Origin of the sequence: Xenorhabdus szentirmaii DSM 16338 (assembly GCF_002632585.1) — a bacterium.
Taxonomy (GTDB): domain Bacteria; phylum Pseudomonadota; class Gammaproteobacteria; order Enterobacterales; family Enterobacteriaceae; genus Xenorhabdus; species Xenorhabdus szentirmaii.
Genome location: NZ_NIBV01000003.1, coordinates 154,934 through 179,601, shown reverse-complemented (window position 1 = coordinate 179,601; position 24,668 = coordinate 154,934). Strand labels below are relative to the sequence as shown.

At 41.6% G+C, this 24,668-nt stretch carries 28 protein-coding genes and 1 tRNA gene; 19 read left to right on the top strand and 10 right to left on the bottom strand.

What is annotated here, in order from left to right; genetic code table 11:
- Positions 1 to 256 precede the first annotated feature (256 nt).
- The 4 genes from Xsze_RS19585 to mutY form a co-directional block, all read right to left on the bottom strand.
- Positions 257 to 332 (bottom strand) — tRNA-Phe (locus Xsze_RS19585).
- A 168-nt stretch (positions 333 to 500) separates the two neighbouring features.
- Positions 501 to 1,574, bottom strand: coding sequence for a membrane-bound lytic murein transglycosylase MltC (gene mltC / locus Xsze_RS19580; RefSeq protein ID WP_038239351.1), 1,074 nt, complete (start codon positions 1,572 to 1,574; stop codon positions 501 to 503).
- A gap of 84 nt (positions 1,575 to 1,658) precedes the next feature.
- On the bottom strand, positions 1,659 to 1,931 hold the full coding sequence (locus tag Xsze_RS19575) for an oxidative damage protection protein (protein ID WP_038239350.1): 273 nt from the start codon (positions 1,929 to 1,931) through the stop codon (positions 1,659 to 1,661).
- 26 nt (positions 1,932 to 1,957) lie between these two features.
- Positions 1,958 to 2,998 (bottom strand): A/G-specific adenine glycosylase, encoded by a 1,041-nt coding sequence (mutY, locus tag Xsze_RS19570; RefSeq protein WP_038239343.1) that lies wholly within the window; start codon positions 2,996 to 2,998, stop codon positions 1,958 to 1,960.
- A gap of 243 nt (positions 2,999 to 3,241) precedes the next feature.
- Between mutY and trmB the strand changes: the two genes are divergently transcribed.
- Genes trmB through Xsze_RS19550 form a run of 4 tightly spaced genes read left to right on the top strand, consistent with a single transcriptional unit; the run spans position 3,242 to position 6,080 of the window.
- Positions 3,242 to 3,961 (top strand): tRNA (guanosine(46)-N7)-methyltransferase TrmB, encoded by a 720-nt coding sequence (gene trmB, locus Xsze_RS19565; RefSeq protein WP_038239339.1) that lies wholly within the window; start codon positions 3,242 to 3,244, stop codon positions 3,959 to 3,961.
- Positions 3,961 to 4,287, top strand: coding sequence for a YggL family protein (locus tag Xsze_RS19560; RefSeq protein WP_038239337.1), 327 nt, complete (start codon positions 3,961 to 3,963; stop codon positions 4,285 to 4,287). The genes trmB and Xsze_RS19560 overlap by 1 nt, the downstream gene beginning before the upstream one ends.
- A 37-nt stretch (positions 4,288 to 4,324) precedes the next feature.
- A complete protein-coding gene (gene glsB / locus Xsze_RS19555) occupies positions 4,325 to 5,296 on the top strand; it encodes a glutaminase B (protein ID WP_038239335.1) in 972 nt (323 codons plus the stop codon).
- Between the two features lie 49 nt (positions 5,297 to 5,345).
- Positions 5,346 to 6,080 carry a DUF2884 family protein gene (locus Xsze_RS19550; RefSeq protein ID WP_038239332.1) on the top strand — a complete coding sequence of 245 codons (735 nt, stop codon included), beginning with the start codon at positions 5,346 to 5,348 and terminating at the stop codon, positions 6,078 to 6,080.
- 110 nt (positions 6,081 to 6,190) lie between these two features.
- Here Xsze_RS19550 and Xsze_RS19545 read toward each other — a convergent pair whose 3' ends face one another.
- Positions 6,191 to 6,592: a VOC family protein gene (locus tag Xsze_RS19545; RefSeq protein WP_038239329.1), complete on the bottom strand. Its 402-nt coding sequence runs from the start codon at positions 6,590 to 6,592 to the stop codon at positions 6,191 to 6,193.
- Positions 6,593 to 6,613: 21 nt separating this feature from the next.
- On the bottom strand, positions 6,614 to 6,967 hold the full coding sequence (locus Xsze_RS19540) for a tRNA-binding protein (RefSeq protein ID WP_038239328.1): 354 nt from the start codon (positions 6,965 to 6,967) through the stop codon (positions 6,614 to 6,616).
- A gap of 876 nt (positions 6,968 to 7,843) precedes the next feature.
- Here Xsze_RS19540 and Xsze_RS19530 point away from each other — a divergent pair.
- From Xsze_RS19530 to cobT, 5 genes are read left to right on the top strand one after another with little or no spacing between them, the layout of a single operon-like run.
- Positions 7,844 to 9,424: a cobyric acid synthase gene (locus Xsze_RS19530; RefSeq protein ID WP_038239324.1), complete on the top strand. Its 1,581-nt coding sequence runs from the start codon at positions 7,844 to 7,846 to the stop codon at positions 9,422 to 9,424.
- Positions 9,421 to 9,966, top strand: coding sequence for a bifunctional adenosylcobinamide kinase/adenosylcobinamide-phosphate guanylyltransferase (cobU, locus tag Xsze_RS19525; protein ID WP_038239322.1), 546 nt, complete (start codon positions 9,421 to 9,423; stop codon positions 9,964 to 9,966). The genes Xsze_RS19530 and cobU overlap by 4 nt, the downstream gene beginning before the upstream one ends.
- Positions 9,963 to 10,721: an adenosylcobinamide-GDP ribazoletransferase gene (gene cobS / locus Xsze_RS19520; protein ID WP_038239320.1), complete on the top strand. Its 759-nt coding sequence runs from the start codon at positions 9,963 to 9,965 to the stop codon at positions 10,719 to 10,721. The genes cobU and cobS overlap by 4 nt, the downstream gene beginning before the upstream one ends.
- Before the next feature lie 28 nt (positions 10,722 to 10,749).
- Complete coding sequence (locus Xsze_RS19515) at positions 10,750 to 11,370, top strand: adenosylcobalamin/alpha-ribazole phosphatase (protein WP_038239317.1); 621 nt, start codon at positions 10,750 to 10,752, stop codon at positions 11,368 to 11,370.
- Positions 11,371 to 11,372: 2 nt separating this feature from the next.
- Positions 11,373 to 12,443, top strand: a complete 1,071-nt coding sequence (gene cobT / locus Xsze_RS19510) for a nicotinate-nucleotide--dimethylbenzimidazole phosphoribosyltransferase (protein ID WP_038239314.1) — start codon at positions 11,373 to 11,375, stop codon at positions 12,441 to 12,443.
- Between the two features lie 144 nt (positions 12,444 to 12,587).
- Here cobT and Xsze_RS19505 read toward each other — a convergent pair whose 3' ends face one another.
- Entirely contained in the window at positions 12,588 to 13,145 is a 558-nt protein-coding gene (locus Xsze_RS19505; protein ID WP_038239310.1) for an AidA/PixA family protein, read from the bottom strand.
- Positions 13,146 to 13,644: 499 nt separating this feature from the next.
- Complete coding sequence (locus tag Xsze_RS19500; RefSeq protein ID WP_244590086.1) at positions 13,645 to 15,228, bottom strand: AMP-binding protein; 1,584 nt, start codon at positions 15,226 to 15,228, stop codon at positions 13,645 to 13,647.
- Positions 15,229 to 15,489: 261 nt separating this feature from the next.
- Between Xsze_RS19500 and Xsze_RS19495 the strand changes: the two genes are divergently transcribed.
- Together Xsze_RS19495 and Xsze_RS19490 are read left to right on the top strand one after the other, a co-directional pair.
- Positions 15,490 to 16,239, top strand: coding sequence for an SDR family NAD(P)-dependent oxidoreductase (locus tag Xsze_RS19495; protein WP_038239305.1), 750 nt, complete (start codon positions 15,490 to 15,492; stop codon positions 16,237 to 16,239).
- A 154-nt stretch (positions 16,240 to 16,393) separates the two neighbouring features.
- Entirely contained in the window at positions 16,394 to 17,074 is a 681-nt protein-coding gene (locus Xsze_RS19490) for an epoxyqueuosine reductase QueH (RefSeq protein WP_038239304.1), read from the top strand.
- 596 nt (positions 17,075 to 17,670) lie between these two features.
- Here Xsze_RS19490 and Xsze_RS19485 read toward each other — a convergent pair.
- On the bottom strand, positions 17,671 to 18,486 hold the full coding sequence (locus Xsze_RS19485) for a helix-turn-helix transcriptional regulator (RefSeq protein WP_038239303.1): 816 nt from the start codon (positions 18,484 to 18,486) through the stop codon (positions 17,671 to 17,673).
- Between the two features lie 1,078 nt (positions 18,487 to 19,564).
- Here Xsze_RS19485 and Xsze_RS19480 point away from each other — a divergent pair.
- Both Xsze_RS19480 and Xsze_RS19475 read left to right on the top strand, forming a co-directional pair.
- Entirely contained in the window at positions 19,565 to 20,230 is a 666-nt protein-coding gene (locus tag Xsze_RS19480) for a bactofilin family protein (protein ID WP_051462436.1), read from the top strand.
- Between the two features lie 129 nt (positions 20,231 to 20,359).
- On the top strand, positions 20,360 to 20,920 hold the full coding sequence (locus Xsze_RS19475; protein ID WP_038239302.1) for a GNAT family N-acetyltransferase: 561 nt from the start codon (positions 20,360 to 20,362) through the stop codon (positions 20,918 to 20,920).
- 56 nt (positions 20,921 to 20,976) lie between these two features.
- Here Xsze_RS19475 and Xsze_RS19470 read toward each other — a convergent pair whose 3' ends face one another.
- Entirely contained in the window at positions 20,977 to 21,594 is a 618-nt protein-coding gene (locus Xsze_RS19470; protein WP_038239301.1) for a phage repressor protein CI, read from the bottom strand.
- 420 nt (positions 21,595 to 22,014) lie between these two features.
- Between Xsze_RS19470 and Xsze_RS19465 the strand changes: the two genes are divergently transcribed.
- The 6 genes from Xsze_RS19465 (at position 22,015) to Xsze_RS19440 (ending at position 24,660) form a co-directional block, all read left to right on the top strand.
- Positions 22,015 to 22,242: a hypothetical protein gene (locus Xsze_RS19465; RefSeq protein WP_038239299.1), complete on the top strand. Its 228-nt coding sequence runs from the start codon at positions 22,015 to 22,017 to the stop codon at positions 22,240 to 22,242.
- A gap of 18 nt (positions 22,243 to 22,260) precedes the next feature.
- Entirely contained in the window at positions 22,261 to 22,500 is a 240-nt protein-coding gene (locus tag Xsze_RS19460; RefSeq protein WP_038239298.1) for a DinI-like family protein, read from the top strand.
- 301 nt (positions 22,501 to 22,801) lie between these two features.
- Complete coding sequence (locus Xsze_RS19455) at positions 22,802 to 23,005, top strand: tail protein X (protein WP_038239295.1); 204 nt, start codon at positions 22,802 to 22,804, stop codon at positions 23,003 to 23,005.
- Positions 23,006 to 23,027: 22 nt separating this feature from the next.
- Entirely contained in the window at positions 23,028 to 23,531 is a 504-nt protein-coding gene (locus tag Xsze_RS19450; protein WP_038239292.1) for a lysis system i-spanin subunit Rz, read from the top strand.
- A gap of 146 nt (positions 23,532 to 23,677) precedes the next feature.
- On the top strand, positions 23,678 to 24,313 hold the full coding sequence (locus Xsze_RS19445; protein ID WP_038239289.1) for a phage baseplate assembly protein V: 636 nt from the start codon (positions 23,678 to 23,680) through the stop codon (positions 24,311 to 24,313).
- On the top strand, positions 24,310 to 24,660 hold the full coding sequence (locus Xsze_RS19440; RefSeq protein ID WP_038239286.1) for a GPW/gp25 family protein: 351 nt from the start codon (positions 24,310 to 24,312) through the stop codon (positions 24,658 to 24,660). Before Xsze_RS19445 ends, Xsze_RS19440 begins: the two co-directional genes overlap by 4 nt.
- Positions 24,661 to 24,668: the final 8 nt, after the last annotated feature.

The window sequence follows — 24,668 nt, the reverse complement described above, 5'->3', positions numbered from 1 at the left end:
GAAACCAGGAAATCTGTTCAAAGATCAAGTCTTACCATCACTTGACTTGACATCAGAATCAATTACTGAAATCATTACTTTAAACGTAAAAAGGTGAGCACAAACTGTGTTCACCTGACTTCGTAGAGTAGCTGTTCTTAATCTATTAACTTACGCAACGCATTAATACACATTTATTAACATTTTCTTAACAGCACTAATTTTTTACTTGCCTGTTAATTAAGTGATATTACTTCAACAAGCGAGTTTTTAAAATTGGTGCCCGGAGGCGGAATCGAACCACCGACACGGGGATTTTCAATCCCCTGCTCTACCGACTGAGCTATCCGGGCTAACGGGGCGCATTAAACCGTATTCAGCTCAATCCGTCAAACACTTTCTTCATAATTTTATTCATGTGCTCTTAAAATGCTCATCAAGCTATAAATATAAACAAAATGGGGAGATAATCGCCTCCCCATTGGTTTTTATTTCTTTGCTATCAATTCATTTTCCATGAATTATCTGCGATAACTTTTTTGTGCATTATTCACTTTCATCAAATAACGGCGTGATTCCGCAGAAGGGTGTTTGCTTATCAGGATGTTGTAAACATCACCCGGTTGCATGGTGTTGATAACCTGAGCTGCTTTTTTTCTATCGCTGGAGAAGACACGCAGTACACTGCCGGCCCCACCGTTATAGGCAGTGATCACCGCATATCGGCGCGAGGTGGTGTTTTTGATTTCACCTAAATAAGTATTTTGCAATAGAGATAAATAGGCGGCTCCGGTATCAATGTTATTTTCAGGATCGAAGAGGTAGTTGCGGCTGGGGTGACCGGATTTTCCTTGCATTTTGAAAACATCTTTTCCAGCAGTATGCTGCATGACTTGCATCAGCCCCAAGGCATCGGAGTGGCTAACCGCATAAGGATTGAAACTGGATTCAATTTGCATGATGGCAAGGATCAGGGACTCATCAACACCATATTTTATGGATGCCTTGCGAACGATAGGCAGGTATTTGTGAGCGCGTTTATCCAGATGATTCGGCACAAGTTGGATAGTGGCAGACCAAATGACATGCAAACCTGATTGGCGTTTTTGCAATTTATTCTGGATCAGGTAATTGGCAAAATGGTGGGCTCGCCATTCCCAACGGATTGGTTCACCATTGTTGTCCAGAACTTGACCATACAGGAAAGGTTCTTTGCTAATCTGAATATCATTGGCGTCAGAATAAAGATCAATAGATCCCGGGTCATCGCCCATGAGCAAGGTTGTCACAATCGCTTTGCGTAAGTGCTCAGTGGGTTCAATAGGCGAGATAGTTTCAATCGTAATGCTCCCCGCTTCAAAATTGATATGGCTGCGGGTTTGGTATTGATCCGTATATTTCACGTAATCTTTTGGACCGGCAATTAAGACTTCATGCAAGCCCCAAATATTTTCAATATTATGGGCGAATTGCCCCATCAGAATATCGAAGCCATTGGTGTCTTTTATATATTGTTCGTTGTAATCAATATCTTTTTTGTGAGAACAAGAAATCAGGAGTGGCGTGAGAAGGAGAAGAGCCAGCAATTTTTTCATTTTATAGTGCCGTTGGATATTTAAAGACCGTCAGTATTAAGAGCCATGTAAAATGGCTCTGATCATGCCAATGGCAGAGGTATTTTATTGTTCCGGCGGTGTGTAACCGTCGATGTGGATGTCATGTCCTTCAAAGAGGAATTTTATCATCTCTTGCTCAAGCAGTTTGCGATCTTCCGGGTTCATGGTATTTAATTTTTTTTCGTTGATCAGCATAGTTTGCTTGCTCATCCATTGTTGCCACGCTTCTTTAGAAATTTCATTAAAGATACGTTTGCCCAATTCCCCCGGATAGAACTGGAAATCTTGGCCTTCGGCTTCTCGTTGCAAAAAAGTACAAAAAATAGTTCTGCTCATAATCAATCCTCAAAATAGTCGGTAAATCAACCCAATTGTTGCAAAAGGTACTCAACGGGAGCTGCCAATCCGATAGTTGCTGGCTGGCGTAAGTTATACCAAAGTCCTTTGTTTTCATCCATGCAGGAATCAAAAGATGATATATCTATTCTAATGGGAACGATATCTAAATGAAAATGGCTGAATGTGTGGCGAAATGCGGTCATTTGTTCAATTTTGCTGTGAGAAATACCAGAATGTTGTAGCCATTGTTCCAGTGATGCTTGATCTGCAAATTGAGGGAAAGCAAATAATCCACCCCAAATACCGGAAAGGGGGCGTTGCTCCAGCCAAACGGTATCACCATGCTGCATCAATAAAAAGTAAGCCGTTTTTTCAGGAATACTTTGTTTGGGTTTTTTACCCGGATAATTTGCCCAACTGTGATTGGCATACGAAATACAACCGGTATTAAGTGGACAGATTTCACATTTAGGTTTGCTGCGGGTACAAACCATTGCGCCCAAATCCATCATTGCCTGATTAAAATATTCAACGCCTTGCCCGGGAGTGACGCGAGTACTGATATCCCATAGCTGGTTTTCAACTTCCTTCTTCCCCGGCCACCCATCAACAGCGTAACAACGTGCCAGAACACGTTTTACATTGCCATCAAGAATAGGGAAATGCTTGCCCTGAGACAGAGAAAGAATCGCCCCGGCAGTGGAACGTCCTACCCCCGGGAGTGCCACGACTTCATCAAATGTCGTTGGAAATTGACCTTTATGTAACGTTACTATCTGCTGTGCGGCCTTATGCAAATTGCGGGCACGGGCGTAATAGCCCAAACCCGTCCATAGATGAAGAACTTCATCCAGTGGTGCTGCGGCCAAAGAGGCAACATCAGGAAAGCGTGAAATAAATTTTTGAAAATAAGGTATGACTGTGGCTACTTGTGTTTGTTGCAGCATCACCTCTGAAAGCCAGACGTGATAGGACGTTTTTTCTAATTGCCACGGCAGAGTCTTGCGACCATAGCGGTGATACCATTCCAGTACCACCTGTGAAAATTGCTCAGCTTCCATCATTAGGATAATTGTCTTTATATTGGATAATTGTTTCGTGAACAGAATTGCAACATAGTGTAACCTCGGTGTAAACCCGAACTTTGTTTCGATGCATTCCGCAAATTGGCATTAAAGTTGTGCTTATGGGCATTGAACTTGATAAACTCAGCCATCTTTGCATAATTGCGCTCTCTTTGGGCAATCCTGCGGTACATGAAGTCCCGGACGCCTGAGCAAATGCCTTTAAAACTGATAGAAAGTACCATGATAAATAACGTAATTTCACCGGAATATAATGAAGATGGCAGGGCTTTGCGCCGTGTCCGCAGTTTTGTGCGCCGGCAGGGACGGTTAACGAGTCGTCAACAGCAAGCACTTGATAATGTATGGCCGATAATGGGGGTGGATTATCAGGCAGAAATAACCAACATGGAGGTTATTTTTGGTCGTGAAGCTCCTGTTGTACTGGAAATTGGCTTTGGAATGGGGGCATCGTTGGTCACGATGGCAAGCCAGAATCCAGAGAAAAACTTTTTTGGTATTGAAGTCCATGCTCCGGGAGTAGGGGCGTGCCTGGCTTCCGCAGAGGATGAAAATCTCGGAAACCTGCGTGTCATGTGCCATGATGCAATAGAAGTATTGAATAATATGATCCCGGATCAAAGCCTTGAGATGGTCCAATTGTTCTTCCCTGATCCGTGGCATAAAGCGCGTCATAATAAACGCCGCATTGTACAGCCTGAATTTGCTCAGTTGATTAGGAGCAAGCTGAAAATCGGCGGTGTTTTCCATATGGCAACGGATTGGCAGCCATATGCAGAACATATGCTGGAAGTCATGAGTGGAGCAGAAGGTTATTGTAACCTATCAGAAAATGGCGATTATGTACCACGCCCTGATTCACGTCCGGTCACGAAATTCGAAATGCGCGGTCATCGGTTAGGGCATGGCGTATGGGATTTAATGTTTGAGAAGGTAAAATAATGGCTAAAAATCGTAGTCGCCGTTTACGCAAAAAAATGCGTATTGGTGAATTTCAAGAGTTAGGTTTTTCAGTAAAGTGGAGCTTCCCTGCCGATACTTCCATTGATGTTATCGACAGCACGGTAGATACATTGATTGAAGAGTTGATCGAACCAAACGGCCTGGCTCTGGATGCTAGTGGTTATTTGCAGTGGGAAGGCCTGGTTTGCCTGCAAAAAATTGGCAAATGTACTGAAGAACACCGCCAACTGGTAGATAGCTGGTTAAAAGGGCGGGGAATGGAAGATGTCATCACATCGGAATTGTTTGATGTTTGGTGGGATTAATTTATTGGTGCATAGAAATTTTGTGTTTTAATGCTGTATGCAGGGGCTCCTTTGGAGCCCCTGTCTCTCTGGAGAAAAAGTGGTGAAAGTAAGGTTCTCTAATTCGTTATTGGCAGATATCTTAGATGAAGTACGCCCTTTGATTGGCCAAGGGAAAGTGGCAGATTACATTCCTGCTCTGGCAGAAGTTCCGGTAAATAATCTGGGAATGGCGATTTGTACAGTTGATGGGCAAGTTTTCCAAGCTGGGGATGCAGAAAAACGCTTCTCTATACAGTCCATTTCCAAAGTGTTGAGCCTGACACTGGCAATGACGCGTTATCAAGAAAATGATATTTGGCAGCGTGTGGGTACTGAGCCATCTGGGCTGCCTTTTAATTCTTTGGTTCAGCTGGAATTAGAAAAGGGGATACCCAGAAACCCTTTTATTAATGCAGGTGCATTGGTTATCAGTGACATGCTGCAATCACGCCTGAGTGCGCCTAAACATAGAATGCTGGAATTTGTCCGTGATCTTACTGGGCAAAAAGGGATCTGTTATGATGAAGTTGTGGCCCGTTCAGAAATGGAGCATTCCAGTCGTAATGCAGCAATCGCTTATTTGATGAAATCATTTGGTAATTTTGAGAATGATGTTATCACGGTTCTGCAAACTTATTTCCAATACTGCGCCTTGAAGATGAATTGTGTTGAATTGGCCCAATGCTTTATTTATTTGGCTAATCAAGGGCGTATGTTGACATCCGGCCGCCAGATTTTGAGTCTTCGACAAACAAGGCAGATTAATGCCCTGATGCTGACCTGTGGAATGTACGATGGTTCAGGAGAATTTGCATTCAGAATTGGTATGCCGGGGAAATCAGGTGTAGGCGGTGGAATTATCTGTGTTGTCCCGGGGGAATTTACTGTTGCAGTATGGTCACCTGAATTGGATAAATCAGGTAACTCATTAGTGGGGTGTGCAGCATTGGAAAAATTGGCCGGACGGATCGGGCGCTCTATTTTTTAACTTTGTTTGTGTTGCTGGGAGTTATCAAACAGAAAAACCGGGAGAACGTATGTTACGTAGAATGACGATTGCGGCATCAATATTTGTATTTCAGGCAATGACTGCTCAGGCACAAGCGGGTTCTGAATGTCAGGTGAGCTTAAATGATGACATTATCATTACGCCCAAATCTGTTCAAATTGTTGGAGCAAGTGGAAACCTGAAAATATTGCCTGATGGAACAATAACTCGTGGTAGCAAGGCCTTATCATTAAGTGCCGAACAACGTCGTAAAGCTCAACAATATCAAGAATCGATCCGTCAGGATTTGCCATGGATTAAGAAAGAAACATTGAGTCATTTAGCAAAAGCCCGCCAATCGTTAGATAAAATCGTTATCGAGACTATGGGTAAAGAAAGTAATGTACGTAACCGTTTAACCCAGTTGGAATCTGACTTCAATAAGCAAATCAATAAAGTGATTGAAACGCGTGATAACGGTTTTGTATTTAATTCTCAGGCTGTCAGGCAAGCTGAATCTGAAGGCCAAAAACTGATTGAACAGAGCCTTGGCGGTATCTTGCAGGATAGCATCAACGAAATGAGCCGCAAAAACAGTGATCAAAATAGTGACGGCAAGCAGATGTTGATGTCTCTTCTGGGGGGATTGGGAGGAATGCAGAAGAATTTTGATGCCGAATGGAAAAAACAGGAGCAAGAGCTGAAACTGTTGAAAGATGAGGTTTGCAGTAAGGCCAGTACCCTTGAACAACAACGAATAACTCTGATGAAGAGTATTAATTAAATCACAACTAACAAAAAAATAAGAATCAAGTTGGCATTGATTCTTATTTTTTTAATGGACTATCGAGTTATCACGGCAGTTTTCTTATTTTCAAATTTATTGAGGTCATATTACTTTACTGAATTTTGGTATAAATCCCAGCGGTTACCATAAATATCTTCGAAAACAACCACGGTGCCATATTCTTCCTGACGGGGTTCTTCACAAAAATGAACACCATTGTCTTTCATTTTGTGATAATCACGCCAAAAGTCATCCGTTTGCAGGAATAGAAATACTCTTCCGCCACACTGATTACCAATAAAGGACTCCTGCCTTTCGTTAGATGCCCTTGCAAGTAGTAAGTTACAATCACTTTCAGGATTTGGTGAGACGACAACCCATCTTTTTCCTGGCTGGGGAGTGTCTTCGATTAATGTGAATCCTAATTTATTGGTGTAATAATCGATGGCTTTATCGTAATCATCCACAACAATTGCAACATGGCCCATACATCTTTTTTGTGCTCTCATAGTATTCCTGAGTTTACCGGCTTACAGCATCCGTGTGCCTAAGTCTACACTTCTTTCAGGCTGGATCAAAACGGTTCCCTGCTCGTTACAGACAGCAGCCAAGACTAAAACTTCAGATTTAAACCCGGCTACGCGTCTTGGTGGGAAATTAATGATTGCCAGTATTTGTTTACCGATCAACTGTGCTTCTGTGTAATTTTGGCATATTTGGGCAGAACTCTGTTTTTCGCCAATATCACCGCCAAAATCAATGTACAGTTTATACGCAGGTTTGATGGCTTTTTCGTTTTTCTCCGCTTTAATAATTTTACCAACGCGGATGTCCAGGGACATAAAATTTTCGATAGTTGCTGGTTCGAGGTTTATATCTTTCATAGGTACTAATTAATTGTTTAAGTTATGTTATTCAGCATAAAGAAAATGTAGGGAGGTGGCTAGGAAAAAGTGATTTTACTGTTGAGGGGGAAAGGCCAGAGTATATCCCCTTCGTCTTTTAAGTTGCCTCTTTGTTGGCTGCGTTCACTCACCCTGGTCACCGTTTTTATAAGCACACGGTTATCTATGCGCCTGGGGATGATGAGAGGCTCCTGCCTCTCGACCTTTGGCTGTTCAAATTCGTTCCCGACGAATTTGTCATTCCCTTGCTGCCTCGATGCAACTTGAAATCCATTGGGTATAGTAATGAATCCGCGGCTCTGAAGAATACGCAGAAAATTTGTTTTTACTGATTTATCAAAAAACATAACGTACATTTCTATTGAAATAACGCTACCGAAATAACGCACTATTTTCATCAAATTAAAAAACAAGTTGCTTTGGATGGAAATGTTTATTTCAGTAATAATAAATATTATTTTTTATCCTTAATAAGATGATTGTCGTAAATATTCATTCTCTTCATGTAATATGGCATGAAATAACTATTGTGTGGGGCAATGTGTGATATTAAAATCCAGTATAATCACAATAAGTTATCCTCAACAACGTATTCACTGGTCCTGAATTAAATGTTGTTGATTTGGTTCTTTTTTTCATTTTTTGAGTTTATTCTAAAATATCTGAAAATAACTTCATTTATTATCGAATTATGATAATTTTCACTTGAAATGGTTATTGAATCCAGTGTTTTTTTTAGGCATTGGCTTGATTGCCACCATGTTATCCTCAAATTGATAACCGAACAGCCTGTTGTGGGGATTTCAAGAACGGGTTTTATAAAATAACCCTGCATAGGATAAGGGAGGAAATAAGATGACATTATCATTGATGATTCAGGGAACGGCATCAGATGTAGGAAAAAGCGTATTGGTTGCAGGATTCTGCCGTCTGTTTTTGCAGGATGGCTATCGTTGTTCACCTTTTAAATCACAAAATATGGCGCTTAATTCCGGTATTACTGCGGATGGCAAGGAGATGGGGAGAGCACAAATAGTTCAGGCTGAAGCGGCAGGAATTGCTCCGGATGTACGCATGAATCCCGTATTGCTGAAACCGACCAGTGATTGCAAGGCACAAGTGATTTTCATGGGTGAAGTGATGTGCAGCATGAATGCAGTGGAATACCACGAATATAAGCCTCAATTGCTCAGGCAGATCTTGGATGCTTATAATGGCCTTGCCGCAGGAACGGATATTATGGTGTTGGAAGGGGCGGGCAGTCCGGCGGAAATTAATTTGCGTGACCGTGATATCGTTAACATGGGAATGGCGGAGCTGGTGGATGCGCCCGTGATTCTGGTTGCGGATATTGATAGGGGGGGCGTATTTGCCTCTATTTACGGAACACTGGCGCTACTGGCGCCTGAAGAGAGAGCACGGATCAAGGGCGTTATTATCAACAAGTTTCGGGGGGATCTGTCGCTGTTGAAGTCAGGCATTGATCAGATAGAAGCGCTGACACAAGTTCCTGTTTTAGGCGTTTTGCCGTGGTTGGATCTGGATTTAGAAGATGAAGACAGTGTTGCTCTGCAAGTTGGCAAGTATGGGCAGCCCGGGCCGATACAAAAAACAGGAAATCACCTCAATATTGCTGTCATCCAATACCCCCATATCTCTAATTTCACCGATTTCAAGGCGCTGGCTGCTCAGCAGGATGTGTGTCTGCGCTATATTTCTGAACCTTCGGGGCTTCAGGAAGCTGACTTGATTATTCTGCCCGGCAGCAAAAATACATTAAGTGATTTGGCGTGGTTAAAGATCCAAGGGATTGATCAGGCCATTATCCGCGCCCATCAGAAAGCGATCCCGATTATTGGAATTTGTGGCGGTTACCAAATGTTGGGAAAACAGATCGTGGATACAGTGGAATCCGGTCTGACGCAAATGACGGGATTGGGGCTATTGGATATCGAAACGCAATTCTTCAATAAAAAACAAACCGCTCAGGTCAGGGGCATCGTTATGCCCGCATTATCAGGTGTGTTGCATCTATGCAGCGAGCAGCCTATCGCGGGGTATGAGATACATATGGGGCTGACTCAGTTGGGCGCACTGGCAACACCATTTGCCAAAATGCATCTGCGCAATGGTGAAGAAAAAATCTGGTTTGATGGGGCTGTCTCACAGGATGGCTCTGTGATGGGAAGTTACTTGCACGGTTTGTTTGATCAGGATCTTTTTGCTCGTTCGTTATTGAACCAGCTTCATATGCATAAGGGCAATCCTCCCCTGAAAAATATCACTTTTAATTACGTTCAACATAAAGAAAAACAATTCAATATATTGGCCGACAGTATGCGTGAAAATTTAGATGTCGGAAGGATTTATCAATTAATGAGTGAGCACAAATTGTTAAGAGAAAAAAGCAGGGAATGTGGTGGAGTCTCGTCATGATTTTAATAACCGGTGGTGCACGCAGTGGAAAAAGCGCCTATGCTGAACGATTGATTTCTGAACAGTGCGAGCAAGTGCTGTATATTGCCACGGCACAGATTACAGATGATGAAATGTCTGCCCGTGTTGAACGACACAAGCGGGAGCGCCCGGCACATTGGCGGACTTGGGAAGGTCACCGGGATTTAGGGGCGGTTATTCGCCAGCATCGCCAATATCAGGAAGGTGTCATACTTGAATGTATAACGACATTGGTTGCCAATTTACTGTTTGACTTATCAGAGGGAAAGTCATTTGATGAAATTGATTTTGCGCCATTGGAAGTATTAATCCATCATCAGCTTGATGACTTGATCAATGCCTGCCTGATGTGTCCGGCGCCGGTATACCTGGTGACTAATGAAGTAGGAATGGGCATTACGCCTGTGAATCGATTGGCACGCCATTTCGTTGATATTGCTGGGCGTGTCAACCAGAAACTGGCACAAGCAGCTGAAGATGTCTGGATGATGGTTTCAGGCATTGGAGTCAGGATTAAATGAAAATGAATCTTTTTTGGGCCACATTGCAATTTATGACACGACTTCCTGTTCCTGAAAAATGGGCGAATGGTATTAGTTTTCGTCAATATTGGCGTGGTATTCCCTATTTTCCGGTGATTGGATTGATTGTCGGTGGTGGGGCCAGCTTAATCTCTCTGGCAATCAGTCAGTCTGGCGGAGGAATGTATATCGGTGCGATTGGTTATGCACTGGCTCTGGCCCTGCTGACGGGAGGGTTGCATTTAGACGGGTTGGCGGATACTTGTGATGGTATTTTTTCAGCTCGCCAACGGGAAAAAATGTTGGAGATCATGCGTGATAGCCGCATGGGAACATATGGTGGCCTTGGGTTAATTTTCTGTATCTATTTCAAAGTACTGGCAGTAGCTGAACTTTCTTACCATCCTCCGCTGTACTTTCTTGCTTTACTGACATGTGCTCCGATTGTTGGGCGTACCGCCGTTGTATTATTGATGTATGCACAGCGTGATGCCCGCGAAAACAAAGGGATGGGAAGCTGTTATATCGGCAAAATTACCTTGCCTGCTACGGTATTGACCTTATTGGGCGGTTCAGTCTTGGTGATGATATTGGGTGATTGGCAGGGTTTAACGGCAATGATGGTAACACTGCTTGTGGTTTATGGGCTCAGTCTCTATTTCAATTACCATCTTGGTGGGCAAACAGGTGATACATTGGGAGCTGCAATCGAAGTCGGGGAGGTCATCTTTTTGCTGGCGATGATTTGGCAATAAACCCAATGATGGTGGAGAAGGTGATCAGATGCGGATTTTTCTTGTTCGGCATGGGCAAACAACAGCCAATATTGATGGCGTTTTTTGTGGCAAAAGTGATGTACCTCTGACTCTAGAAGGAATATATCAGGCGCAGCAGGTTGCTGCTGCATTGAAAAATATCACTTTCCAGTCCATTCACTGTAGTGAAATGACGCGGGCGTGCCAAACAGCGCAAATCATTTCGCCATCAAGCATACTTTCTCTACCCAAAATATATAGTGATTACCGTCTCAATGAATTGGATTTTGGCGCGTGGGAATTGAGTCATTACGAAGAAATTGCGCAAAAAGAGCCGCAGGCTTGGGCACACTGGCTGGAAGACTGGCAGAATGGCTGCCCTACTGAAGGAGAGCCATTCCGGCAATTTGCAGAGCGGGTGGAAGAGTATATGGACCGGTTACATTTTGCTTCAGGCTTGAGAAATCACTTAATTGTTGCCCATCAAGGGGTTTTGGGTCTGCTCCTGACTAAATTACTCAATCTCCCGGTTTCTTCTATGTGGTCTTTTCCGTTCCGGCAAGGCACTTACAGTATTGTCGATAACCACAATGGCTTTAATACGTTACGTACATTCAATGCACAGGAACGGTATTGGCCGGAAAAATAAATATGACATTACAATCGCTGATTGATGCCATTCAACCTTTGGACAAGGTAAAAATGGCGCAGGCCGCACAGCATATTGATAGCTTGCTCAAGCCAGTGGATAGTTTAGGGCGGCTTGAAACACTGGCGATACAGTTGGCTGGCATGTCGGGTATAAACAGCCTGCAAGATTTGCAAAAAGAGATCATTGTAATGTGTGCAGATCACGGTGTTTATGACGAAGGAGTGGCAATTTCTCCCAAAAATGTAACAGCGATACAAGCACGCAATATGTTGAAAGGGGTAACAGGGGTTTGTGTATTGGCAAAGAATAGCAGAACCCGTGTTTTTCCCGTGGATATTGGCATTGATTGTGAACCCATCGAAAATTTACTGTCTCTCAAGCTTGCACGAGGTAGTGGCAATATAGCTCAAGGGGCAGCAATGGATTATGGGCATGCTGAAATATTATTGTTGGAGAGTGCGCGATTAGTACAGCGACGTATTGCCGCAGGAATTTCTGTGTTTGGTGTCGGGGAGTTGGGTATCGCCAATACGACTCCGGCAGCGGCGGTCATCAGTGTTTTGACGGGGAGTGATCCCCGCGATGTGGTCGGGCTTGGTGCAAATTTCCCTCCTGAACGATTAAGGCATAAGCAATCTATTGTACGGCAAGCCATCGCAATCAATCAGCCGGATCGCAGAAATGCTCTTGATGTATTGGCGAAAGTGGGGGGATTTGATTTAGTGGGTATGACAGGCGTTATTCTCGGTGCATCCGCTGCGGGTGTTCCCGTGGTGCTTGATGGTTTTTTGTCTTATTCATCCGCGTTGGCGGCTTGTCAATTATCGCCTCTTGTGCGGGATTATTGTATCCCTTCTCATTTATCGGCAGAAAAAGGGGCGGTACTGGCATTGCAACATTTGGATCTGAAACCTTATCTGCATTTAGATTTACGCCTCGGTGAAGGCAGTGGAGCCGCTATTGCGATGTCTCTGATTGATGCAGCTTGTGCAATGTATTGCCATATGGGGAAATTGGCAAATTATGGTATTGATATTCCTGCCGTGAAAAAAAGGCCACGCATTGCGTGACCTTTAATTTCTAATTCCCGTCGTCTTTCAAATTGCCGCTTTGTGGGTTGGGCAAATTCGTTCTTTGCCACCACGTTGGATTTTGAAATCCATTGGGCATAAATTAATGGGAATAAATCAATTTAAAAATCTTTTTGCTAAGGTTTATAGTACGACATCATTTTCCAGAATAAGCCCGGTTTCTACCGCAATATAACCCATCAGTAATTTATCTCTGTAGATTGCGATAGTACTCCGGTAATACATTGTATTAATTCTGTCTATACTTGGCAGCTCATTAACTGAAACCTTCCAGTGATAATCTTTTATTGTATTGATGTCTATGTCAACGGTATTTCTCATGTCGACGGTAGCAACAGGCCTCATAACGTTTTCTACGGAAGGAAGGCTGACCATTGAAACAAGATTATCTTTCAGTAAATTCATTGGCTCCATTTTGACTAAAGCCGGAGAGTATGTTGTTTCATGGTTTAACGATCTGACATTCAGACGGATTACGTCACCTAAATTCGCTTTGATAGAGAGAGTCAGTTCATCATCCACGCAAACAACTCTGTCATCTTCAGGTAACAAGCGGAGGTACTTTCTGTTAAGTAATGTTGGGTGAATTAAAACAGGTTTATTGACATCTTTGCTGAGTTTGCCAAAGTCTTTCATTATATCTTCAGCTTTTACTGCTAACATAATATCAATGTTTCTCATTATAGTACCCTTATTAGTTAACGTTATGAGCATGTTTTTAAACGCGACTAACTTAACAATATGATGGGCCCATATTTTTCTTATAAGCAGCTTATGGACTATATAATGGCAAAAAAATATAAAACTCAAACAATAAAAAGCAGTTCATGAAAGAATAAAATTATCATGATAAAATTTAATCAAAATAAAATTGTTAAAAACATTCATGCCTTATTATTCTTATCTGAATTGTTTCTTTTGAGTGGGGGTAAATAACTATGTGCAGTGTAATTCATAAATAGGCATAAAAATAACTCTCATCTTAATTCTTGAAGGATCAGTTTTGATATTATAATGGATGAAATTGTTTGGTTATATTTTCGATAAAAAAGCTATTAAAAAAAGGGATTGTTATAAAAATGACAAGCGTTATAAAATAGGAGAGGATAATAAGAAAGCCTATCTCATTTCCTGATTATCTTTGACCATAATTTGATATGAGATAGGGCAAGCCAAAATATTATTTAACCCACATTTTCAATTCGTTTTTTATAATCTTGCCGTTGATATTTCTTGGCAGGGTTAAAAAAGTATAGCCTTTTGGTCTTTTATACCGCGCCACTACAGTACAAATATAATCATCTAATTCTTGCCAGGTTACCGATACATTTTTATCAAGCTCAATGAAGGCGTGAGGCACTTCGCCCCAATAAAGATCAGGCTTTGCCACGACAGCCGCAGCGACAACACCAGGGTAATTGGACAAGGCGTTTTCCAATTCAAGACTGGAAATGTTTTCGCCACCAGAGATGATGATATCTTTTTTTCGATCAATGATATTGATATAGCCATCAGGATCGACAACCGCCAAATCGCCGGTATAAAACCATTGCCCGGTGGTCTTTGGTGTAATGAGGCGTTCTGGATCATAAGCCGCTACGATATTGCCACGAATGGCAATTTCACCAATGGTTTTACCATCAGGAGGAACTTCCGATTTGCTATTTTCATCGATAACACTCACTTGCCCTTGTAAATTAGAAGCGATCCCTTGTCGCATCTTTTTTAATGCCTTTTCAGAATGGGGCAAGTTTTTCCATTCATGATTTTCCTCGCAAACAACAACCGGCCCATATGTCTCTGTCAGACCGTATACGTGCGTTGCAGTGATGCCGACGGCTTCCAGTACAGAAAACATCATTTCTGTTGGGGGCGCACCAGCGATAAGGGCATAAACGTGGCCACCAAAATGTTTACCGTATTTTTGCACCGCTTTACCCACTGCATAATGAACAATGGGAGCACCGCAATAGTGTGTTACACCATGTTCCAGCATGAGTTTTGCTGCGTTTTCTGCATCAAATTTCCACATGCAGACGTGTGTACCTGCTCTGGCGGCAATTGTCCATGGGAAGCACCAGCCATTGCAATGAAACATGGGAAGGGTCCATAAAAAGATAGGATGCTTTGGCATATCCCAATCTAAAATATTAGAGATAGCATTAAGAAATGCTCCGCGGTGAGAATAAACAACCAGTTTAGGTTCCCCACTGGTGCCTGAGGTTGTATTAATACTGATGGCTTCTTGCTCGTCAAATTCAATGAATGACAGGGAGTTTGGGGTATATTCGGTGATTAATGATTCGTAACGGAAATATTCATATTCAACACCGGATAATGAGGTCTCTGAATCATCCTTGTCGACAACAATTATTTTAATAGGATGATTTAAAGATACCTTATTTAATAAGGTGAGTTGGTTTTTATCAATAAATAATATTTGAGGCCTGAGTTTTTCAAAGACAAAATTGAGGGTTGCGGCATCTGTCCGAGTACTTAATGCATTGAGTATTCCTCCCGCCAAAGGAATGGCAAAATGCAATTCAAGTAATTCATGGGTATTGGGCAACAGTGCTGACACAACGCTTCCTTTTTTTACACCCATTTGCTGAAGCGAAATAGCAATGCTTTCACATCGATTAGCATATTGCCGCCAAGTCCAACGCGATTTTCCATCTATAACGGCAATCCCATTACCATTGCTTAATACCGCTCTTTTGAGAAATAAAATTGGTGATAATGCTACGCCATTATATTCATTCAAAAATGAATTTCCTAGAGTCATATTTCATGCCTTATATTATTATGCTTATTAAATTAAAGCAGGTGACAAAAAATCAACTAAGATGGTTTTAATAAACACGTTTATCATACATGGTAAAAATGTATTGAATGATACTTTATTTTTTTTGATACACTGATTTTATTTATTGAACTTGTATAAATTTATTATTAAAAATATATTTAAGAGTTAAATTTAAGGGAACAAAAAAAATCTACCCATTGATATAAAGAGAACAAATCTATGTTTAGTTTAGCCGGAAAAATTGCTTTTATCTCAGGAGGTACTAAAGGGATTGGCAGGGGCATAGCGAAGGTATTAAAGCAAGCGGGGGCTATTACGATAATTGCTGGTACGGATAAAGCAAGAGGAGAAATTATAGCCAAAGAGCTGGAAGTCGATTTTATTGCTCTTGATGTCACGGATCAGGCTGCATGTAAAAATGCGATTGATGGGATTGTCAAAAAGTATGGCAGATTAGACATCCTTTGTTCCAACGCCGGTATTTTTCCTCAGCATTATCTTAAGGACATGACCGCCGAAGATTGGGATTTGGTGCATACTGTCAATCTTAAGGGAACATTTTTCTTGGTGCAGGCTGCCTTGAGCGTCATGGATAAACAGCGTTATGGCCGGGTTGTCATTACCTCATCAATAACCGGGGAAATAACAGGTCTTTCAGGTTATAGCCATTATGGTGCCAGTAAAGCCGGGCAATTGGGGTTCATGCGTAGCGCTGCTCTTGAGTATGCAGGGCATGGAATTACCATTAATGCGATTATGCCGGGTATGATCATGACGGAAGGTTTGCAGGCATTTGGCGACGATTTCCTCAACCATACTAAAAAGATGGTGCCAATGCAGGCGCTGGGAGTGCCGGAAGATATTGGCTATGCGGCTTGTTTCCTCGCATCGGACGAAGCCAGGTACATTACAGGGCAGACAATCGTCGTCGACGGTGGGCAAATTCTGCCCGAAGTTCAGGGTTCCTGATTGTACTTTTACCTGTATCCCGCCCACTTTTTTACATTTTGTTAAAGATTGCCGCAAGGTAGAATAACAGGGTAAAATGTTTACTCAATAAGCACAGGGAGAGAAATTATGTTCTCTTCCTGATTTTTTATTGTCCGAATCAGGTAAAGATATTATGTCACTGAACTATGAACGTAACTCGCTTCCCCTGCCAAACGGGCACAATAAGGTACTGCTGCATTCATGCTGCGCACCCTGTTCCGGGGAAGTCATGGAAGCAATGCTGGTTTCAGGTATTGATTTCACAATCTTTTTCTACAACCCTAATATTCATCCTCTAAAAGAATATGAATTGCGTAAAGAGGAAAATATTCGTTTTGCAGAGAAAATGGGAATTCCTTTTGTCGATGCTGATTACGACCGTGATAACTGGTTTGAGCGTGCGAAGGGAATGGAAAATGAGCCCGAACGTGGCATCCGTTGCACTATGTGTTTTGATATGCGTTTCGAGCGGACAGCACTTTATGCGCATGAACATGGTTTTCCGGTCATAACAAGCTCTCTTGGTATCTCACGTTGGAAGAATATGCAGCAGATTAATGATTGCGGTGTTCGTGCCGCGTCTCATTACCCTGATCTCATGTACTGGGAATATAACTGGCGTAAAGGTGGGGGTTCTTCCCGCATGATAGAAATTAGTAAACGCGAGGAATTCTATCAACAGGAATATTGTGGCTGTATTTATTCCCTGCGTGATACTAACCGGCATCGTTTGTCTACAGGGCGCGAAAGAATAAAATTGGGTACAGTTTTTTATAGTGCCGATAGCAAAAAGCAAGAAAGTGAATTGAATTAAAACTGGCGGAAATACCTTTTCTTCATTTTTAATACACTACCTGAAAACAATATTTTTTATATTGCTTGCAGGTAGTGTTTAAAATAATCCGAAAGAGGTTGAATTACGTTATCATTACTCATTTTTTGTGTCTATTCAGTATCCTGTTTTTATTTTGAAGGTGAAAAGGCATATTGGCAACAATTTTATGAAATAAAGGGAATGATTGAAAATAAAGGTATTTCGTCATCTGTTTCATTTATCGAAAGAGGGGAGTTGTTTCAATAGTATTTCACTATTGGTTAGCATAATTGCAGAAAAATATTGAGCGAGGCAAGGAGAGATAAATATTAAGTTTGATCAATAAGGTATGGAAAATTAGAATAAATTTTGTATATAGATTAACTGCGTTTTAACCATCGTGAGTAGGAATGATGATAATTCTGGAGGTGACTTAAAGCTAAGTTTACCGGGTTATCGATATCGATAAGCCACCATAATTAGCCTTTTCATATTTTAAGTGGATGAGGTTCAGTTTGGATAAATCGGCTTTTCCTGAAGCAGTGGGGATTTCTTTCATGTTAAACAGTACCAAAAGCAATGGATAATATGCAGCATTAATCTTTACCATATCTGGAGCGATTAGGTGTACAACCAAAACGGCGACGATAGCTTTGGGTAAAATAGGATTGGCTGGAAAAACCAGATTCTAATGAGATCTCAGCAATACTCATTTCACTGTTCAGCAGCAGTTGATGAGCATAGAGAATACGTTGTTCACTTATCCAGGCTTTTGGAGAAGTACCGTAAATACTATTGAAAAGCTCCTTAAAGGAAGTCAGTCCCATACCAAATTCACGTGCAAAATCATTCAGTTTCCACTCTTTGAGATAATGCGATTCCATAAAGGTTTGTAAGCGTTCTACCTGGCGATTACTTAATTTCCGTAATATAGACATTAATAATTCACCTTGTTTACCCAGAGTAAGCAACAGTAATAGTTCTTCAACTCTTAATTGAATCACGGCGGGAGGATAATCATGAGCTAATAAGTTAACCAGACCTTGAATGCTTTCTGTCAGCAAGGGAAATTGATCAAAAGGAATCAATCGGCGAGCCGGGAAATCTTGCCGCTCTATTTTACTCAATAATGGCCCGAACCGCTTTAAGAAGCTGCGCAGAAATTCCATGTGTAATGGCAACCACAATACCTGACAGCTTTCTGTATTGGTTTTGGTTGCATAACTGCCGGGGTGAGTAAAGAGGATCTCATTGGGTGTGATATGGTAGGTATTATTGCAATCTTTCCACATCATTTCACCATCAAGTAAAATATACATTCCCCTTTGTTTATGTTCCAGAATATTGAAATCCGGAATAGTTAATTGAAGAGTACAAATACTCTTTTGATTTACGCCTGTCTTCCTTTTCATTTAATACTCCTAATTTCCGTATCATGAGCAATCATTTTTTTTGATGGGTGCATGGTTTATTTATTTATTTAATTAATGTTTAGAGAGCTTCCCTTGGTGACTCATGACTGTGCGACAATGGCAGTGTTGATAAAACTGAGTGTGAATGTGATAGCATTGAAAGATCTTGAGGATTAATCATGTTAACATCAATTAAATCACTTTTTATATTATATAGCGAAATAAATATTTGTGTTAGGTTTGATCGTGAAAATTTGTGATATAAAGTTATTCTTCTATGTCGTCTTTTTTTGTAATTAAAAAAATGTTGAAAGTTTGTTTTTTCTTGTCTTATCTTGTGTGGTTTTTACATGATTGTTTAATTAATGTTTGCTCATTTGTAATAATTTATGAGAATTTATGTTTCTGGTTCAGCGAGTGATTTGGCGTCATTACCCTGACAGAGAAGCATATCTATGTCGCTTTGTTGTGATTTTCAATGGTTTTTTTTCAGTGCTTTTTGTTTTATTGTTTGGTTTTATGATGTCATCCTGGCTAATGGAAGATGAAAAAACAAGAAATATTGATTAGACCTGAATTGTTAAAACCATTATTTTAAATAAAAAATGAATTTTTCTACGATCTGAAAGTTAACAAAATGGTGTATTTAGAAATTTTATACCAGAACAGACTAATTAGAGCTTCATCCATACCCGCTAAAATAGTTAACATTACAGCACTATTTCCCCTTTTTTAATTAATCATTTTTCAAATGATAAAAATCTTTCATCTGTATCGCAAGCATGATTTTAACGTTTTAACAGTGATATTTAATTTTGATTTGTATGATGTTAAATAAATCGAGAGTGATTTTTGGGCTTGGTGAGGTTGTTTCTTACTCAGTTGATTAACTGAATTGATCAGCTTATCCGTGTAATAGCATGAGGAATTTTACTGTTATAGCCCGATGGATTGTTTTTTATACTGGTATAATGTAGGAATGTGCTTTTATTACCTTTTTCCCCATTATTTACCGAGGGATATCTATCGATATATCTGCTGATGAAATATAAAAACAGACCACAAAAACGAGAAAAAGATGAAAAAGTATCGTTTTTCAGATAATGCTTTTTTATACAGTATATGGATTCTTTGGGGGATCACCTTAGGGTTATACCTTTACGACTATCATCTTAGCTGCGCCGTAACAGCAACGTTATCTTTTTTATCTTTAGCGTTTTACTTCACAAATATGAAATTGAGAATGAAGGCTATGTTTGGAAAAAAAACTGAGGCACCCGCTGCCAACTCTATTGCATCAATTGTACCTGCCCAGTCTGAAGAAAAAAAAGTACTCAGTGCTGAAGCCCGCCCTAACACGGTTATTGCAAAAAACTCAGTATTCAAGGGTGATATTGAGATGGAAGGTGATATTCAAGTCTGGGGAAAAATCATTGGTAACATTCGCGTAAAAGGCGGTGCTATTCGTATCATGCATGCCGGAAAGGTGGAAGGCGAGCTTAACGCTCCTGAAATTATCATTGATGGCCATGTAGAAGGGACATGCTGTGCTGAAACTCTGGACATTCTTGAACATGGCGAATTACGGGGTGTAAGTCGTTGTGGAAGTATGTCTATCCGGCGTGGTGGATTATTTGTTGGTCAATCTGAACAGGTTGAGAACAAGAAAAAACCAGAGGCGGAGCGCGTTGTCCCTATTAAAGATAACCAAGGAGATAAATTAAAAACGAAAAGCAGTGTTTGATATCCGGTTATCGGCTTAATAACCCAATAGAAAATAATGCAATCACATACATTTTGCCGGAAAACAGATATAGTTTTCCGGCAATTTTTTTACTGATAATGAATTTTTCCGGAAAGTTAAGGAGATGATGTGATTGTTGAATTGGAAACAGAAAGATTAAGGTTACGAGCGTGGAAAGAGGAAGATCGAGAGCCTTTTTTTCGTCTGAACAGCAATTCGGAGGTGATGGCGTTTTTCCCTGACACACTGACTAAGGAACAAAGTAACACTTTGGCTGATAACATTATCCGCAAGTTTGAAATACAAGGGGGTTGGGGACTTTGGGCGGTGGAACTAAAGCAGGGCCATGAATTTATGGGTTTTGTGGGACTCAATATTCCCAATATTGAATTTCCGTTTTCTCCTTTCATTGAAATTGGTTGGCGGCTTGATCAACCTTTTTGGGGGAAAGGCTATGCTTGTGAAGCTGCCCGCCGGGTTTTAGATTTTGCATTTACCGAAATGAACCTGAAGGAAATTGTGGCTTTCACAACAACGTCTAATTACCGCTCAGAAAGCGTCATGAAAAAATTAGGGATGAGCAAAGACGAAAAAACATTTATGCACCCGGCACTGGCGGAGGGGCATCCATTGCGGGAGCATATTTTGTATCGTATCCAGAACCCATATATGTGTAAAAGTGGTGTATGAACGTGATGACACACCATCAAGGCTATCTTCAAGATAACCTTGATGTATATGGGATATTACTGCTTTGAAATCATCAGTGCGACGCGGCCGATAAATTGGATATCATTGATTGAACAATCGAAAGTCACATCATTGTCACTGACCCGGATCTTGCTGATTGGAATTTTTGCAATCTTCTTGATGCTGTGCATACCTTCAATATCCACTAGCCATAATCCATCCTGAATGTTGTCTTCCTGAGTATCCAGCAGATACCATGAGGAACCATCATCAACAACTAACGGTTTTTTGAGTTCCTTTGCAATTAATTCACTATCCAGTATCACAGGCGGGGCTTCGCTCAGCTTGCCACCTGATAACTTTACACGAAGAATTGAAGGCGCAATGATATCTTCCAGCCGTTCTGTTTTACCCTGATCTCCATCTGGAAACATTTCTCCCTGTCCTGTGCTTAGCCACAGCAGTGAGGCACCTGTTTCAAGGTTGCATTGTATGATCCAGTCTGCGGGAAAACTATCACGAAGATAACGGTTTGCCATTGTGCTTTTAGAAACGCCTAAATGGTCACTCAGGGCTTGACGTGATTTAAATCCATATGCACGGACAAGACGTTCAATAGCGGGCCTTCCCCCACTATCAGCTCCCATTTTGATCTCAATATTGGTATTTTTCATTGACGGTACAGATGATAGGTATTATTATCTCAATCATGATCTCGAATTGAGAACCTTGATGAGCCCGAACTGGTTGCACTGAAAACCATTGAGAGATAGTGCATCATGAACATCCAGATTTCAATCTTTATACTTAATAGTCGAATAATATTGGAGATAACTGAGAGTGGCTTCGAAGGGCTGCTCAGAATTTTTACTTGCTGTATTTACAGACATTTTGCTATTACAGATCTCAGCCATTCTCTGGTCGAAGAAAGCATCAATATGTAAATATTTCTGTCAAAACAACAGATAATAGTTATTAACTATCAAAATTGATCATTAAAAAAGTTAAAAACTACTTTAATTTTAGTCTTATTACGTGTACTGTATATACATACAGCTCATTATGTGGAGGCAGATGGATCAGTGGAATCTCTTATGGAATCATTGGTAGCGCAACGTATTAATTTCATTGCCAGAATGGCAACAAGCTGCGAATGCAATCATGCAGAAGATAAAGAGTTGGCACTGGTTTGGATAGCAGAGCTATCTGCACCTTATGAAAAAAGGCTTAACAATTGCCCAAGTCAATTGGACGGTCATTTGTTAGATAATGAGGTGACCGGTAACACAATATTAAGAAATCTGGGTTCAATAGAAGAATAAATTTAGCGGGAGAAAAGGATGAGGATAGAAGAAGTACTTTTCGATAAACAAGCTAATGTTTCTGAATCAACTCTATTTTTACTTGCAAGTAAACTAAAAAAAAGAATATTACTACATTATCCTGAGATGTGTTTTAGGATTGGAACTAGCAGCAAATCTTCTACAAGAATAACTGGCACCCGAAATAGCAATATTTATGGCCGCGAAATGGAATTTATTCAAAACATCCGGGAAGATGGTAAATGGTTACCGAATTAACTCAGCCAAAAGAGCAATAGTCTCTGACAGATGGCAATTTATATCATAAATAAGGGGCAGGAAATGATTTCCTGCCCCTTATTTATTTTAAAAAGCGATCATGGCTGATTGCGTCGATATGCAGGAACTCATGGTAGCTAACGTTGGTTAAACCCTCCTGAGAAGAAAAAGTATGAACAAAACCGGTTATTCATTTGTATTGTTCTTCTGACAATCTCATTTCATTGCCCGATTCCGAGGGATATTCGAACATAACGCTCCGATTTATCCATTATTTCCGGTAAAGGAAGAAGGAGAGCATATGCAAATTATTGCACAACAACATGACACGATTGATGCCATATGCTGGCGTTATTACGGTCGTACACTGGGTATGACTGAGCGCGTATTGCAAGCGAATCCGGGACTGGCGGATTTGGGCGCAATATTGCCTCATGGAACGAGGGTTGAACTACCTGAGTTCATGCCCGCAGCTAGCAAATCCATGATTCAACTCTGGAATTAGGGGAGGGTTGGATAAAGGAACGATGAAAAAAACGCTTTTGATTATCAGTCTGGCGATTGGCAGTATCCTTGGTTGGTGGGGGCATCGTTTCTGGTTTCTTAATGAAGTCGCCATGTTGAAACAACAACATGCTGAAGAGCTTGTCGCCATCAACCAAAAAGCTCGCTCGGAAACGCTGGCTGCCATCCGGCAAATGAAAGATGCCCAAGACCGGGCCGCACAATTGGATGAATACTATTCAGGAAAATTAGCTCATGTCGCTGAAGAAAATGTGGCTTTGCGGACTGACATTGCCGCTGGCTATCGGCGGGTGCAAATCGCCGCCGCCAATCTTGCTACCTGTCAGCTCACCCAAAACCGAAATACCGGCGCCCGCAGCGTGGGCGATGGAACCCAAATCGAATTCACTGCAAAGGCTGGACGCGCTATTTACGATATCCGAGCCGGAATTATCCGCGATCAAGCCAAATTAGATTATCTGCAACAGTATGTACGTGATGTTGTCCGGCAGTGTCGGCCGGAATAATCATATCCTGCCATAAAAAGCTTTTTTCCATTGAGGGAAAAGCTTTTTATTTTATTGATTTTAAATAATTTAACTTCCTTTTTGTTTGCCACTTCCTACAAGTCGGATTTAATGTCGGGCCGGCTTTCTCATGGCATTCTTGCGCTATGAACACACAACTCACTGAACTGATGCGCTTATTGCGCAACCTGATCCGAACCGGCGTCATTACCCAAGTGGACACCACAAAGGGAATGTGCCGGGTCGCGACAGGAAATATAGAAACCAACTGGCTGCACTGGTTGACATCCAGAGCGGGAAACTCCCGCACATGGTGGGCACCCAGTGTCGGTGAGCAGGTTTTATTACTGTCCATAGGCGGAGAACTGACCACCGCCTTTGTATTGCCTGCCATTTTTTCTGATGAGTTTCCGGCACCATCAGCATCACCTGAAGCGACACATATGACGTTTCCGGATGGTGCTGTGATGGAGTATGAGCCGCAATCCGGCGCATTGACTGTAACAGGAATCAAAACTGCGACGGTGACTGCATCGGATTCTGTCCGTATTACTGCACCGGAAATCACCTGTGTCGCCAGCACCCGCATTACGCTGGATACACCGGAAGTCGTCTGTACGCAGCTGATGAGCACAGGCAACTTGATTGTACGAAATGGCGGAAAAATGACGGGCAATATTGAACACACCGGAGGCTCATTCAGTTCCAACGGTGTGGTCGTGGATTCCCATAAACACACCGGCGTCAGGTCAGGCGGTGACACAACAGGAGGCCCCGTATGATGTATCTGGGAATGAACCGGCAAACAGGCCGGACGTTAATGGATCTGGCACATGTCCGGCAATCCATCAGCGATATTTTATTAACCCCCGTGGGCAGCCGCATTGCGCGCCGTACCTACGGTTCTTTACTGCCTGAATTAATCGACTGGCCACAGAACCCGGCACTCCGGCTTCAGGTCATGGCGGCAAGCTATACCGCCATCAGCCGTTGGGAACCCAGAGTGGCGCTGACATCCATCACAATGGAAACCGGGCAAGACGGCAAAATGGTGGTGGATATTACAGGTACTTATCACCAATCCACCGAAGAATTTTCACTTTCTATTCCGGTGAAACATTCCCGGTAAGGCAATTC